The 13,947-nt window shown below is 50.0% G+C and carries 13 protein-coding genes and 1 pseudogene; 13 read left to right on the top strand and 1 reads right to left on the bottom strand.

Annotation, left to right across the window (positions count from 1 at the left end):
- The first annotated feature begins 119 nt into the window (after nt 1–119).
- The 9 genes and pseudogenes from HP572_RS19150 (at nt 120) to HP572_RS19110 (ending at nt 7,519) form a co-directional block, all read left to right on the top strand.
- A pseudogene (locus tag HP572_RS19150) lies at nt 120–553 on the top strand (rhodanese-like domain-containing protein).
- Between the two features lie 219 nt (nt 554–772).
- The gene (gene secB / locus HP572_RS19145; RefSeq protein ID WP_014913761.1) at nt 773–1,243 is read left to right on the top strand and encodes a protein-export chaperone SecB; all 471 of its coding nucleotides are present in this window, start codon (nt 773–775) and stop codon (nt 1,241–1,243) included.
- Nucleotides 1,243–2,262, top strand: a complete 1,020-nt coding sequence (gpsA, locus tag HP572_RS19140; protein ID WP_240584043.1) for an NAD(P)H-dependent glycerol-3-phosphate dehydrogenase — start codon at nt 1,243–1,245, stop codon at nt 2,260–2,262. The genes secB and gpsA overlap by 1 nt, the downstream gene beginning before the upstream one ends.
- A gap of 267 nt (nt 2,263–2,529) precedes the next feature.
- On the top strand, nt 2,530–3,351 hold the full coding sequence (gene cysE / locus HP572_RS19135; protein WP_010283739.1) for a serine O-acetyltransferase: 822 nt from the start codon (nt 2,530–2,532) through the stop codon (nt 3,349–3,351).
- 431 nt (nt 3,352–3,782) lie between these two features.
- Entirely contained in the window at nt 3,783–4,436 is a 654-nt protein-coding gene (pagP, locus tag HP572_RS19130; protein WP_240584042.1) for a lipid IV(A) palmitoyltransferase PagP, read from the top strand.
- A gap of 403 nt (nt 4,437–4,839) precedes the next feature.
- Complete coding sequence (locus tag HP572_RS19125) at nt 4,840–5,319, top strand: Hcp family type VI secretion system effector (RefSeq protein ID WP_010300799.1); 480 nt, start codon at nt 4,840–4,842, stop codon at nt 5,317–5,319.
- A 16-nt stretch (nt 5,320–5,335) separates the two neighbouring features.
- Entirely contained in the window at nt 5,336–6,052 is a 717-nt protein-coding gene (locus HP572_RS19120; protein WP_240584041.1) for a hypothetical protein, read from the top strand.
- Entirely contained in the window at nt 6,053–6,385 is a 333-nt protein-coding gene (locus HP572_RS19115; protein ID WP_240584040.1) for a YjeO family protein, read from the top strand.
- Between the two features lie 234 nt (nt 6,386–6,619).
- Nucleotides 6,620–7,519 (top strand): carboxylate/amino acid/amine transporter, encoded by a 900-nt coding sequence (locus HP572_RS19110; RefSeq protein ID WP_240584039.1) that lies wholly within the window; start codon nt 6,620–6,622, stop codon nt 7,517–7,519.
- On the opposite strand, the gene metR is transcribed toward HP572_RS19110, so the two are convergent.
- Entirely contained in the window at nt 7,425–8,360 is a 936-nt protein-coding gene (metR, locus tag HP572_RS19105; protein ID WP_240584038.1) for an HTH-type transcriptional regulator MetR, read from the bottom strand. The two genes, HP572_RS19110 and metR, sit on opposite strands and share 95 nt — an antisense overlap.
- Before the next feature lie 104 nt (nt 8,361–8,464).
- Here metR and metE point away from each other — a divergent pair, with 104 nt between their 5' ends.
- The 4 genes from metE to HP572_RS19085 all read left to right on the top strand — a co-directional run bounded on the left by metE (nt 8,465) and on the right by HP572_RS19085 (nt 13,701).
- Nucleotides 8,465–10,729: a 5-methyltetrahydropteroyltriglutamate--homocysteine S-methyltransferase gene (gene metE / locus HP572_RS19100; RefSeq protein ID WP_240584037.1), complete on the top strand. Its 2,265-nt coding sequence runs from the start codon at nt 8,465–8,467 to the stop codon at nt 10,727–10,729.
- Between the two features lie 328 nt (nt 10,730–11,057).
- On the top strand, nt 11,058–11,483 hold the full coding sequence (locus HP572_RS19095) for a PAS domain S-box protein (protein WP_205552086.1): 426 nt from the start codon (nt 11,058–11,060) through the stop codon (nt 11,481–11,483).
- Between the two features lie 5 nt (nt 11,484–11,488).
- On the top strand, nt 11,489–13,027 hold the full coding sequence (locus tag HP572_RS19090; RefSeq protein WP_240584036.1) for a sulfite reductase flavoprotein subunit alpha: 1,539 nt from the start codon (nt 11,489–11,491) through the stop codon (nt 13,025–13,027).
- A gap of 110 nt (nt 13,028–13,137) precedes the next feature.
- Nucleotides 13,138–13,701: a class I SAM-dependent methyltransferase gene (locus HP572_RS19085; RefSeq protein ID WP_205552090.1), complete on the top strand. Its 564-nt coding sequence runs from the start codon at nt 13,138–13,140 to the stop codon at nt 13,699–13,701.
- Nucleotides 13,702–13,947 lie beyond the last annotated feature (246 nt).

The raw sequence follows: 13,947 nt of genomic DNA, 5'->3' as shown, positions 1-13,947 counted from the left end.
AGCTCGCCGCAGATTCGATACGCTATATTGGCTTACTGGCTGTAATTGCCGTATCGCGCAGGTATACTCAGGAACCTTATATTTTTGTTGCTTAACTGATCCGGGAGTCGTTACACCCCATGCAAGAGATTATGCCATTCGTTAGCAAGAACCCTATTTTGAGCATCGCCTGGGTTGCGCTGTTGGTTGCGGTAATTGTACTTACTGTGAAGCGAGTAAACTGTCGAACGTAAAAGAAGTGGTTCGCGGTGAAGCGATCCGACTGATTAATAAAGAAGATGCTGTCATCGTTGATATCCGTAACCGTGACGACTATCGCCGTGGCCATATTGCCAACGCATTTAACCTGTTGCCGAACGACATTAAAAACGGCAGCGTAGGTGAACTTGAAAAACATAAATCGCAGCCGATTATCGTGGTATGCGCCAACGGTCTCTCTTCACGCGAAGCCGCCGAGAATTTGCACAAAGCCGGTTTTGAGCGTGTGCAGGTACTGAAAGACGGTCTGGCTGGCTGGAGCGGTGAGAATCTGCCTTTAGTCCGCGGCAAATAAAACAGTTTGTGGTAAAACTATCCGCATCGTGCCAAGTGTATCAATCATACACAGCGAAAATGGCGGCGATTTTGCAGGATAACCAACAGGCTGATTGCAGTACTACCGTTATTGCAACTACAGTGATTGCAGTATGACAATGACAGAAATGTGCTGACGTCCGCCCACTTATGACGACGGAAGACGTCAAGAGAATCTAACAAAAGGGTATTACTTAACATGTCTGAACAAAACAACACAGAAATGGCTTTCCAAATCCAGCGTATCTACACCAAAGATATCTCTTTTGAAGCGCCGAATGCGCCTCAGGTGTTCCAGCAGGAATGGCAGCCGGAAGTAAAACTGGATCTGGATACGGCCTCTAGCCAACTGGCTGATGATATCTATGAAGTCGTACTGCGTGTGACCGTAACGGCTTCTCTGGGTGAAGAAACTGCATTTCTGTGTGAAGTTCAGCAAGGTGGTATCTTTACCGTTGGCGGTATCGAAGGAACTCAACTGGCGCACTGCCTGGGCGCATACTGCCCGAACATTCTGTTCCCTTACGCGCGTGAGTGCATCACCAGCCTGGTTTCTCGCGGTACCTTCCCGCAACTGAACCTGGCACCGGTTAACTTTGATGCACTGTTCATGAATTACCTGCAGCAGCAGACCGAAGGTGAAGGCGCTGCGCAGCATCAGGATGCCTGATGAACGCGTCTGACGCTTCAATGACCGTCATCGGTGCCGGTTCGTACGGCACCGCGTTGGCCATTACGCTGGCGCGTAATGGCCATCGAGTCGTGCTGTGGGGTCACAACCCTGTGCACATTCAGGCGTTACAGGCCGCTCGCTGTAATCAGGCATTCCTGCCGGATGTGCCTTTCCCCGATTCGCTACAGTTGGAAACCAACCTCGCGCAGGCGCTTGCTGCCAGCAGAAATGTGCTGGTCGTTGTGCCGAGCCATGTGTTCGGTGATGTCCTGCGTCAATTGAAACCTCACTTGCGTGCCGATGCACGTATCGTGTGGGCGACCAAAGGGCTGGAAGCGGAAACGGGACGCTTGTTGCAAGATGTCGCACGCGAAGCGTTGGGCGAAACCATCCCGCTTGCGGTGGTATCCGGCCCGACATTTGCCAAAGAATTAGCGGCGGGTATGCCGACGGCGATTGCGCTGGCATCAACGGACAGTGAATTCGCTGACGACCTACAACGGCTGCTGCACTGTGGGAAGAGCTTCCGCGTTTACAGCAACCCCGATTTTATCGGCGTGCAGTTGGGCGGCGCGGTGAAAAACGTCATTGCTATCGGTGCCGGGATGTCTGACGGCATTGGGTTTGGCGCTAATGCGCGTACTGCATTGATCACCCGCGGGCTGGCGGAAATGACCCGGCTTGGCGCGGCGCTGGGTGCCGATCCTACTACCTTCATGGGGATGGCAGGGCTTGGCGATCTGGTGTTGACCTGTACTGATAATCAGTCCCGTAACCGGCGCTTCGGCATGATGCTGGGGCGGGGAATGGATGTACAGAGCGCGCAGGATAGCATTGGTCAGGTTGTTGAAGGGTATCGCAATACGAAAGAGGTGCTGGCATTAGCACAGCGCTACGGCGTTGAAATGCCGATTACTGAGCAACTCTGGCAGGTGCTGTATTGTGGGAAAGACGCCCGAGAGGCGGCGCTGAGCCTATTGGGGCGTACGCGTAAAGACGAAACCGCCAAGTTATAAAACACGTCGTTCCATATTCTAAATAATTCGAGTTTCAGGCAGGCGGCAAGGGAAGGAATCCCGATGAGCTTACTCAGGTAAGTGATTCGGGTGAGTGAACGCAGCCAACGTACATGAAACTTGAAGTATGACGAGTATATGCTGAGCTTCCTAATCTGGGAGGCTCATAGTATCTTCATTTTCTTGTATACGAGCAGTGGTGCTAATAAGCCCACTGTTTGAGAACAGATATACGTTGTGGTGTGTGGTATCTCGGAGAGTAAGGCAATGTCGACAGAAGAACTGGAACTGGTCTGGACCAATATCAAGGCAGAAGCGCGCAGTCTCGCGGACTGTGAACCGATGCTGGCCAGCTTTTTTCATGCCACATTGCTGAAGCACGAGAATCTGGGCAGCGCATTGAGCTACATGCTGGCGAACAAGCTGGCGAATGCGATCATGCCTGCGATCGCCATTCGTGAAGTCGTGGAAGAAGCCTATCGCGCCGATCCGCAGATGATCGTTTCTGCCGCGCGTGATATTCAGGCCGTCTGCCTGCGCGATCCGGCGGTAGATAAATACTCGACGCCACTGCTCTACCTGAAAGGGTTTCATGCATTACAAGCTTACCGCATTGGCCACTGGCTTTGGTCGCAGGATCGTAAAGCGCTGGCGGTCTATTTCCAGAATCAGATCTCGGTTTCTTTCGGTGTCGATATTCACCCAGCGGCGAGAATCGGCTGCGGGATCATGCTCGATCATGCGACGGGCATTGTGATCGGCGAAACGGCTGTCGTTGAAAACGACGTTTCCATTCTGCAATCTGTGACGCTGGGCGGTACAGGTAAAACGAGCGGCGATCGTCACCCTAAAATTCGCGAAGGCGTGATGATTGGCGCAGGCGCGAAAATTCTGGGGAATATTGAGGTTGGCTGTGGCGCGAAAATTGGCGCTGGTTCTGTCGTGTTGCAATCGGTGCCTCCACATACGACGGCAGCTGGTGTTCCTGCTCGTATCGTCGGCCGCCCGGAAAGTGATAAACCTGCTATGGATATGGACCAGTATTTCAACGGGATCAATCGCGGCTTCGAATATGGCGATGGTATCTAATCCTACTTCGTAGGCGATTCACCGTTCTGTTTATCTATCTGGAACGTGTCCCAATCAGAATATAAGCCACCGATAAATAAGGTGGTTTTTTGTTATTTCGGCTAAGAAACATCTGAAAGCACCTCTGAACCCACTATCTATTTAAGTACAGTTACTGTTTATCCCTTCATAATATACCCGTCATACTTCAAGCTGCATGTGTGTTGGCTTTCCTCGCTCACCCCAGTCACTTACTGGAGTAAGCTCTTGGGGATTCGCTGTGTCGCCGCCTTCATGCAACTCGAATTATTTAGTGTATAGGCTGCTTTAGTTTCCCATCTATATGGGCAGATTACGTAAACTGAACTATATATTTTGGTAACAACCAAAACAGTTTTGTTTGGATCACCTTTGTTTGAATGGAATCGTGACGCTGTTACAGAGAACCTTATATGTATTTTAAGCGAATTTTAATCACGTTAAGTTTGATTACACTACCCATTGTTCCTTTTTTAAGCTACGCAGCAGAAAGCATAAATAATGTAGGGATAAATAATACGAGTAGCACGGCAAATCTCGCACCTGCCGCGGTTGATTCCAGTGAGTCGGCGTCGGATAAGCAGGATGAAAGCTGGTGGCAGAGAAGTAAAAATAATCTGTCTACGACCTGGAATTCGCCGCAGAGCCACGATATTTATATCCCGACGATCACCTGGCATAACCGCTGGACGTACGATAAAGAAAAGACCGACAGATATAATGAAAGGCCATGGGGGGCGGGCTATGGCGTTTCCCGTCTGGATAAAGATGGGGATTGGCACGGGCTCTATATCATGGCGTTCAAAGACTCCTATAACAAATGGGAGCCTATCGGTGGCTACGGCTATGAAAAGCGCTGGCGGCCAACCAGCGATCAGGATTTTCAATTGGGTCTGGGTTTTACGGCTGGCGTAACGATGCGTGATAACTGGAATTACATTCCGATTCCAGTCTTGTTGCCTATGGCATCAATAAGTTACAGCAAGCTCTCTTTCCAGGCGACTTACATTCCCGGAACATACAATAACGGTAATGTGTTCTTTGCCTGGTTTAGATGGCAGATTTAATTATTTTTCCATCTCTAAGTATTTTGGTGGATAGACGAAAGTCCTAATTACGTTATCAACGATCCCATACTTTGGGATCGTTGTTGCTGCGTTGATGGTCTGCATATTGATGATATATATTAACACGAAGAGCCAAATTATCCCCTCAATGCTTCCCTAACTATTTATATCTAATAATACTATTATTATTTGCATTATAAGACTCAACCATTGTATTGATTATATCAATGAAACTATAATCAAAAATTAATTTTTGTATTTTATAATGATAAATATCATGCTATGAGTTGGTTTTATTCACGTTAATACGATTTTCCTACGTGGACGGATAACGTAGTTATGTTACTTATAATGATATTTATTTTTATGATCTCATGGACTAAGTTAGATAAAAGGATTTTATATGGCGAATAATATTTACTTAACGTTAACGGGTAATCAGCAGGGGAAAATCTCTGCTGAGTGTGGCACTGTTGACTCGATTGGGAATAAGTATCAGATAGGACATAAAGACCAAATTTTTGTGTTGCAATTTGATCACGCTATCAGCCGAAACCAAAATATTAATCATCAACCTATAACGTTTTGTAAGCCTATCGATAAGTCCTCTCCGCTTTTGGGAAATGCCATCTCAAACAACGAAAAACTCGAACTTTTGTTCGACTTTTACCGTACGGCGCAGACTGGCACACAGGAGAAATATTATTCTGTCAAACTCATTGGGGCAGTGATAAGGAACATCGCTGTTTCCTATCCACATGCTTTGACCCATGCAGAGAACCAGCCAGAAGAAATGATATCTGTTGCGTATCAAAGCATCGATTGGCAACACCATATCGCAGGAACGGGTGGTTACAGTTTATGGGAAGAGCAAGTGTACTAATATAAAGGGTACGATTATGGCAGATGATAGTATCGTACGAAATAAATTTTGTGATCTTTCTAAGATTAGATTTAGAAAATGGGATGAGATTGACGTTATTTTCTGGAAGTTTGGCAAAAGTAATCCTGAAAGGAAGAGTGGAGGGTATTACTTAAACGAATATAAAGATGCCTATATTCAGTACAACAAAGAAAGAATAATAAAGTATGCTAATCAGGCTGGCATTCTTCCTGAGTTGCTCGGTGGTGTTGCCTGGATTGAGTCAGGCGGAATGCCAGAAGAATATAAGTTTCAGGTTTTTGAGATAAAAAGGTTTCTGGGACTAAAGTCGTCTCCCGAAAATAAAACCTCTTTTGGCTCTGTTGCTATGCAAATTCAGGTTGCCGCTAGAACGTTGGGATTAGACCCTGATATTTTGACAACGCGAGATCAACTTGAATTAGCAACTTGCTTGATGGAGGACGATTTTAACCTCTGGCTTGTCGCACAGCACCTAAGAGATATGATTCTCTATGATTATCCGAGTGTAGCTGCACTTTACTTGACTGATGAACAGTACATGATGGCGGGAATTCGTTACAACCGGGGTATACAAAGAAAGCTGAGTGAGTTTATTCATTTTATCGACGCTAGGCCGGAACGTGGTTCTATAGAATTCGACTACATTTCTTATGGCGTACGGTTACTACAGATTAGAAACCATGTAAGAAAACTGCTGGGACTGAATACCTGAATGAATATAAGCAAGGAAAAGATCGTCGATGCTATCTCTATGGCGGGGTATGTTGTATTCGCCTATTTTGCGATGGGCTTACTCTCGATCAACAAATACGACTGGATGATGGAGTCGGGAGACTCTATCTGTAGCATTCCCCATCAGTCTCTCAGTAACCGTATCTTACAGGCGGGTGTGGCGGCTTTATTTTTACTAACGCCCTTATTCATTGCCTTGGCACGCAATATTTACATGAAAAATCGCTATAAAACAGTCTACTACACGGCTGGGATACTGTGTGTCACGCTGTATGGTGGGTGGATTTTCTTTGGTCAATTCGCTTTATGCTAATTGACTGATTCCATCAAAATGGCCGATATCATTGTAATTAATGACCATTTTAAAATCAGTGTTCAATGCCTTATAAATATCAAGGTAATAGCGGTTTACTCTCAGAAGATAAATGTATGAGTATCTGATGCTTTCATTTGTCCATTATTCACCCTCATGTAAACCACATTGACTGAAATTCATTCAGTCATCTCCGTTACAATGGCGATACTTTTTTCCTAAGCGGATGTTGTTGTGCCATTACTTACTATCACCACTATTTTGTGGGCATTTTCATTCAGCCTGATTGGCGAATATCTGGCGGGTCAGGTTGATAGCTGGTTCTCTGCGATGTTCCGTCTGACGGCCGCAGCCGTGGTGTTTTTGCCATTCTTACGCCTGCGGGGTTACACGCCGCGCGTCATTTTCTTGTATATGTTAGTGGGTGCTTGCCAACTGGGTATCATGTACCTGTTCGTATTCCAGGCTTACCTGTACCTGACCGTACCTGAGTTCTTACTCTTCACGGTGATGACGCCGCTGTACGTGACGCTGATTTACGATCTGCTTGCCCGACAGCGCCTGCGCTGGGGTTACGTGATGAGCGCACTGCTGGCAGTATTCGGGGCGGCGGTGATCCACTATCACGGTGTGAGTGAACATTTCTGGTGGGGATTCCTGCTGGTCCAGGCGGCGAACGTGTGTTTTGCCGCGGGTCAGGTGGGTTATAAGCGCCTGATGGAGCTCTATCCGGTGCCGCAGCACTGTGCGTTTTCCTGGTTTTATCTGGGGGCGGCGATCGTGACGATAGCCGCGTGGCTGCTCTTCGGTAATCTGGATAAATTACCCACTACAACCTTGCAGTGGGGCGTGCTGGTCTGGTTGGGGATTGGCGCTTCTGGCCTGGGCTATTTTATGTGGAACTACGGCGCAACTCAGGTCGATGCCGGAACGCTTAGCATAATGAACAACTTTCACGTGCCGACTGGGTTACTGGTCAACTTCGCTATCTGGCATAAAACGCCAGACTGGCTGAGCTTTATCGTGGGGACGATAATTATTACGTCCTCACTGTGGGTACACCAGCGTTGGGTCGTGAAGCGTCCTTTACAAAAGGTAAGTGCTCACAAGCGTGCTGACGTGCCGAACGAATAAACGCATCAATCACCGGTTGGCGCTGCTCTCCGTCACGGACGGCGGCGTACAACCGGCTCCACAGCCCGTCACCCAGCGATTTAGTCACAATCAGACCCTGACGCTCGAAGCTTTCCACCACCCAGTGCGGTAGCGCGGCGATGCCCATGCGGGCTGCGACCATCTGAATCAGCAGCAGCGTATTGTCCACGCTTTTCAGTGCAGGGCTGACGCCTGCCGGTTGCAAAAAGTGACGCCAGACGTCCAGCCGTTGCCGCTGTACCGGATAAATCATCAGGGTCTCGGCGGTGAAATCCTCCGGTTCGATCTTCTCTTTTCCTGCCAGCGGATGCTCAGGAGCCAGCACTAGCCTGACTTCAAAATCAAACAGAGGCGAATAGTGCAGTCCACTGCGCGGCATGATGTCGGAGGTCATGACCAGATCCAGCTCGCCTTGTTGCAGTGCTGGCTGAGGATCGAACGTTACGCCCGATTTAAAGTCCATCGCAACCTTTGGCCAGTGCTGATGGAACTCATCTAGCGCAGGCGTCAGCCACTGAATACAGCTATGACACTCAATGGCCAGGCGCAGCGTGGTTTGGTGCGGTTCATGGCACGACTGCAACGCCTGCTGGATTTGCGGTAACACCTGCTCTGCCAGCTGCAACAGAATTTCTCCCTGAGGCGTAAAGCGCAACGGCTGGCTTTTACGCACGAATAGCCTGAACCCAAGGCGCTGTTCCAGATCGCTGAACTGGTGGGATAACGCCGATTGAGTTTGGTGAAGTGCAGAGGCAGCGGCGGCTAACGATCCGGTATTGCGCAGTGCTTGCAGCGTTCGCAGGTGTTTGAATTCGATCATGAGAGTCCTTCACAGTGACAGTGAATAAATTGCGCTTGTGCTTACTACACTACCTGCGGATTATGGATGTGTAAACATCTGGACGGCTAAATGAGGAATTAACGATGGCGATTGTGAATCACACACTGGGTTTTCCGCGCGTTGGATTACGCCGTGAACTGAAAAAAGCGCAGGAAAGCTACTGGGCTGGTAACGCGACACAGGAGGAGTTGCTGACCGTTGGCCGCGAGCTACGTGCGCGTCATTGGCAACAACAGAAGGATGCTGGCGTTGATCTGCTGCCAGTGGGTGATTTTGCCTGGTACGACCATGTGCTGACGACGAGTCTGCTGCTGGGTAACGTACCTGCACGCCATCAAAATGAAGACGGCTCGGTCGATCTGGATACGCTGTTCCGTATTGGGCGCGGACGTGCGCCAACCGGTAAACCTGCTGCGGCGGCAGAAATGACCAAGTGGTTTAACACTAACTATCACTATATGGTGCCGGAATTCACCAAAGGGCAGCAGTTCAAGCTGACCTGGACACAGTTGCTGGATGAAGTTGATGAAGCACTGGAGTTGGGCCATAACGTGAAGCCTGTTCTGTTAGGCCCGGTTACCTACCTGTGGCTGGGCAAAGTGAAAGGCGAGCAGTTTGACCGTCTGTCGCTGCTGCAGGACATTCTGCCGGTTTACCAGCAGGTGTTGGCTGAGCTGGCGAAGCGCGGTATTGAGTGGGTGCAGATTGATGAACCTGCCTTGGCGCTGGAACTGCCGCAAGAATGGCTGGCCGCATTTAAACCCGCTTACGATGCACTGCAAGGTCAGGTGAAACTGCTGCTGACGACCTACTTCGATAGCGTTAGCCAGAATTTGGAAACGATCAAAACGCTGCCGGTTCAGGGGCTGCATATCGATCTGGTTCACGGTAAGGATGATGCCGCGACGCTGAGCGCCCAACTGCCTGCTAACTGGGTCCTGTCTCTGGGTGTGATTAACGGTCGTAACGTATGGCGTGCTGACCTGAGTAGCTGGTTCGAGCGTCTACAACCGCTGGTGGGGACGCGCGATCTGTGGTTGGGCAGCTCATGTTCACTGCTGCATAGCCCTATCGATCTAAGCGTGGAAGTGCGTCTGGATGATGAAGTGAAGAGCTGGTTTGCCTTTGCCATCCAGAAATGCGCGGAGTTGTCACTGCTGTCTCAGGCACTGAACAGCGGCAACGGGCAGGCACTGGAAGCCTACAGCGCGCCGATTCGCGCTCGCCGTACCTCGACGCGTGTGAATAACGCGGCTGTGACACAGCGTCTGGCGGCGATTACCGCGCAGGACAGCCAGCGTCAGAACGTGTATTCGGTTCGTGCTGATGCTCAGCGCGAGCGCTTTAATCTGCCAGCATGGCCGACGACTACGATTGGTTCTTTCCCGCAAACCACCGAAATCCGTGGCCTGCGTCTGGACTTCAAACAGGGTCGTCTGGATGGCAATAACTATCGCACCGGCATTTCCGAGCACATCAAGCAGGCCGTGGCTGAGCAAGAGCGTCTGGGGCTGGACGTGCTGGTGCACGGTGAAGCCGAGCGTAACGACATGGTGGAGTACTTCGGTGAGCATCTGGATGGGTTCGTCTTTACCCAGAACGGTTGGGTGCAGAGCTACGGTTCTCGCTGTGTGAAACCGCCAGTCATCATTGGTGATGTGAGTCGTCCTGAAGCGATCACCGTTGAGTGGGCGAAATACGCACAGTCTCTGACCGACAAGCCAATGAAAGGCATGCTGACAGGTCCGGTGACGATCCTATGCTGGTCTTTCCCGCGTGAAGACGTTACGCGTGAAACCATTGCTAAGCAGATTGCACTGGCGCTGCGTGATGAAGTGGCAGATTTGGAAGCCGCAGGCATTGGTATCATCCAGATTGACGAACCGGCGCTGCGTGAAGGTCTGCCGCTGCACCGCTCTGACTGGGATGCTTATTTGGCCTGGGCGGTGGATGCCTTCCGTCTGAACGCCGCGGTGGCGAAAGATGATACGCAAATCCATACCCACATGTGTTATTGCGAGTTCAACGACATCATGGACTCTATCGCGGCGCTGGATGCCGACGTGATTACGATTGAAACCTCGCGCTCCGATATGGAATTGCTGGAGTCGTTTGAAGAGTTCGAATACCCGAATGAAATCGGCCCGGGCGTTTATGACATCCACTCCCCGAACGTACCGAGCGTGGAATGGATGGAAGCCCTGCTGAAGAAAGCGGCGCAGCGTATCCCCGCTGAACGCCTGTGGGTGAACCCAGATTGCGGTCTGAAAACCCGTGGCTGGCCAGAAACGCGTCAGGCTCTGGCGAATATGGTTCAGGCAGCACAGCGTCTGCGTGAAACCCAGTAATGTTTCATTCCTGATGGCTTAGGGGTTGTGGTCTAATGCCGATCGTTTAAGGGTCGGTTGACCGCTCCTGTCATGGGTATAAAAAAGGTTCATGACCATCATGAACCTTTTTTTATGCAACTTTTTTCTGTTGATTCGTCTCAGCCACTTTCTTCTTTAACTGACTTTTCGTACACAACGAAAAATCACGATAGATATTTAAGTTGTATTTAAAGTGAAACTTATTATAAATTCTACGTGAAATGCGTCTTATTACTATTCTTGTAACGATTAGCTTGCTTCTCCTGCGCTAAGTTTCATCACTAGACCTACTACAAGGAAATACACTATGAGCCAGAGTCTTGATTCCACCAAACTTCTCGCGGCGCTTGACAACGTAATGGTCATCTCCACCACCGACCTGCAAGGCACCATTACCTATGTCAACGACTTATTCTGTAAGCTGACGGGTTACAGCCGTGAGGAATTGCTGGGCCAGCCGCATAGCATCGTGCGTCATCCTTCTGTACCGAAAGCGATCTACAAAGATATGTGGGATACCATCAAAGCCGGTAACATCTGGACAGGCATCATTCCTAACGTCGGTAAAGGCGGAGTACTGTATGTGGTTGACACGACGGTGCAACCGTTATATGACGCGCAGGGCAACATCAATTCCTATATCAGTATCCGGCGTGTGATCAATGATTTGATGGATGACTTCGAATCTGTGGAAGCTTCCAAAGAGCAGTATGACGATTACTACGCTAAGTAAAAGTTATGGCTGATCTCATCGAACGTATCTTGATTGGTTACGGTTCGGAATCAGGCAACGCCCGGGCGCTGGCCATAAGCCTGGGCGAGCAAGGAGCCTTGCAACCCTTCCGCCCACAGGTGATGGAACTGAATGACGTTCTGCAGGAACAACCGGGCGAACGTGATGTTCTGCTGATTGTTTCCAGTTCCTTTGGCGATGGCGAACCGCCCGCTAATGCTGAACGTTTCCTCGAACAACTCGACCATTATTCCTCTGTCGATACCTTGTGTTACGCTATTTTTGGCCTCGGCGATACCGCTTATCCGCGCTTCTGCGGCTTCAGTAAACTGCTGGATTCGACGCTGGCGGCACGTGGTGCGCGTGCCATTATTAATCGTGTTGATGCGGATGCCAACTATCAAGGCTTCTTTAGTAACTGGTTGTCGGTGGTGGAGAAAGTATTGCACGGTGATGAGCAGGCCGGGCGCGATCTGCTACTGCAAGTTACCGCTTATGGCGAAGACAATGCGTTTAGCGCCCCCGTGTTGGAACGTCGTCGCCTGAATATTGATGCACCGTACGCCTGGCATGTGCGGCTGAGTATTGCCGACAGTGGTATTCGCTATCGCGCCGGCGATACGCTCTATTTGCAGCCGGAAAATGATCCTGCATTGTTGTCGCAGCTGGCCGCATGGTTTGACTGTGCCGATGCGGCTGAGGCGCTACGCGACAAAGAACTGCGCCAGATTAGCAAAACTGTGCTGCGTGAACTGGCGCGACTGTCTGCTAACGACGAGCTGAAAGGAATGCTGAAAATCAGCCAGCGCAAGGCGCTGGAAGCGTACTTGTACGGTGCCGATTTGTTGGATGTACTGACGGATTTTTGCACGCCAGAAGCCGTATCGCTGGAAGCGTTGGCGGGGATCCTCTCACCCTGCATGCCGCGCGCCTACTCGATTGCCTCGTGCGCTGATGAGCAGCGGGTGGATTTATGTGTACGAGAAGTATGCTACGAACGTGGCGGCCGTAGGCGCAAAGGGGTTGCGACCGGCTGGCTGTTGGGTGAGCACCAGCAGATGCGTATTTTCAGCCGTGCGAATCCTGGTTTCTGGTTACCGCCGGACATCAGCACCCCAGTACTGATGATTGGTACTGGTACCGGAATCGCGCCGCTGCTCGCACTGCTGTGTGAGCAGGCCACACTGGAAACCTCACGCGAAACCTGTCTGATCTTTGGCGAAAAACATCGTGAAGGGGATTTCCTGTACCAGGATGAACTGGAGTCACTGTGCGAACGCGGCGTGTTGGGAAAACTGTTCACCGCGTTTTCACGCGACAGTGCCAGTAAATACTATGTGCAACATGCCATCCTTGAGCAGGCGGAGTATATTGGCGATATGCTGCGTCGTGGGGCGCACATCTATCTCTGTGGTAACCGGCAACATTTAGAAAGCGCAGTTGAGGAAGCTCTTACAGAGGTCTGTACGCGCGAAGGGTTAACGGCCGAGAGGTTGTGGTCGACGCTGACACAGCAAGGTCGCCTCCATCTGGAGCTTTACTGAGTTCGCTGCGTTACTAGCATACCGAACAACATACATCATGCTTTATCAGGCCAGCTCGCCCCTTAATCGCAAGAGGCGCGTTGGTCGTGAGCAATTGTGGAAACTGAGAAATGATTAAACCCGAACCGATTAGTTTTTCTGAGGCTGAACGCTTGAGCCAGATTTTCGACGCTGAAAACCGCGAAGAATGGCAGCGTACCTCACGTATTCTGGATAAGCTCGCGTTACAGCCGGATACGGTGATTGCCGACATTGGTGCGGGAACCGGCTATTTTTCACAACTGTTTGCTGAACGCGTGCCGCAGGGGAAAGTGTATGCCCTCGACACTGAACCCAATATGCTGGCCTATATGGAACGCCGTTTTGCGCAAGAAGCGTTCACTAATATCGCGATTCAGCCTAGCCAACACGGTAATCCGCAGTTACCGGCAGGGCTGGATGTGGTCTTTCTGGCAAATGTTTATCGCTTTATTCGCGATCGTCAGGCATTTTTAGCGCAGTTGTACCAGCAGTTTGAGGCGCGCACGCGCGCTATGTTTGTCGATTTAAAACATGAGCAGGCGCAGGTATCGCCGCCGCAGGTAGTGACGGAAATAGAGGCGGCTGGATTTAAGGTGATCGAGATGGATTTGGCTTCTTGTCCTAACCACTATATTTTGCAGTTCAGTAAGTGATTAGCTTTCAATTCAGCGGGCGCTGTTTTGATGAGATCGTGAAGAGTGTACATCTTGCGTCTACGGAGTTAAGTGTCGCTAAGCGATCTCTGGTGGTAACTGCATTATCGAACTGAAATGACTTTAGACCACCAAATTTTCCCGATGCAGAGGGGAAACTAAAAATGCATCGGGAGGCGTTTTCACATTAATGTATTGTCCTGAGCATTGAATTATTTTAAGTCTATTTACCCTTCCTTTAATAAA

Origin of the sequence: Pectobacterium sp. PL64 (assembly GCF_022477975.1) — a bacterium.
Lineage (GTDB): Bacteria > Pseudomonadota > Gammaproteobacteria > Enterobacterales > Enterobacteriaceae > Pectobacterium > Pectobacterium jejuense.
This window is presented reverse-complemented; position numbering and strand designations above follow the sequence as displayed.

Excerpts from the sequence above, each read along its gene's own strand:
- HP572_RS19090 (WP_240584036.1), top strand. The coding sequence starts at position 11,489 with ATGGCTGATCTCATCGAACGTATCTTGATTGGTTACGGTTCGGAATCA.
- HP572_RS19085 (WP_205552090.1), top strand. The coding sequence starts at position 13,138 with ATGATTAAACCCGAACCGATTAGTTTTTCTGAGGCTGAACGCTTGAGC.
- HP572_RS19115 (WP_240584040.1), top strand. The coding sequence starts at position 6,053 with ATGAATATAAGCAAGGAAAAGATCGTCGATGCTATCTCTATGGCGGGG.
- HP572_RS19125 (WP_010300799.1), top strand. The coding sequence starts at position 4,840 with ATGGCGAATAATATTTACTTAACGTTAACGGGTAATCAGCAGGGGAAA.
- secB (WP_014913761.1), top strand. The coding sequence starts at position 773 with ATGTCTGAACAAAACAACACAGAAATGGCTTTCCAAATCCAGCGTATC.
- cysE (WP_010283739.1), top strand. The coding sequence starts at position 2,530 with ATGTCGACAGAAGAACTGGAACTGGTCTGGACCAATATCAAGGCAGAA.
- metE (WP_240584037.1), top strand. The coding sequence starts at position 8,465 with ATGGCGATTGTGAATCACACACTGGGTTTTCCGCGCGTTGGATTACGC.
- gpsA (WP_240584043.1), top strand. The coding sequence starts at position 1,243 with ATGAACGCGTCTGACGCTTCAATGACCGTCATCGGTGCCGGTTCGTAC.
- HP572_RS19095 (WP_205552086.1), top strand. The coding sequence starts at position 11,058 with ATGAGCCAGAGTCTTGATTCCACCAAACTTCTCGCGGCGCTTGACAAC.
- pagP (WP_240584042.1), top strand. The coding sequence starts at position 3,783 with ATGTATTTTAAGCGAATTTTAATCACGTTAAGTTTGATTACACTACCC.
- metR (WP_240584038.1), bottom strand. The coding sequence starts at position 8,360 with ATGATCGAATTCAAACACCTGCGAACGCTGCAAGCACTGCGCAATACC.
- HP572_RS19120 (WP_240584041.1), top strand. The coding sequence starts at position 5,336 with ATGGCAGATGATAGTATCGTACGAAATAAATTTTGTGATCTTTCTAAG.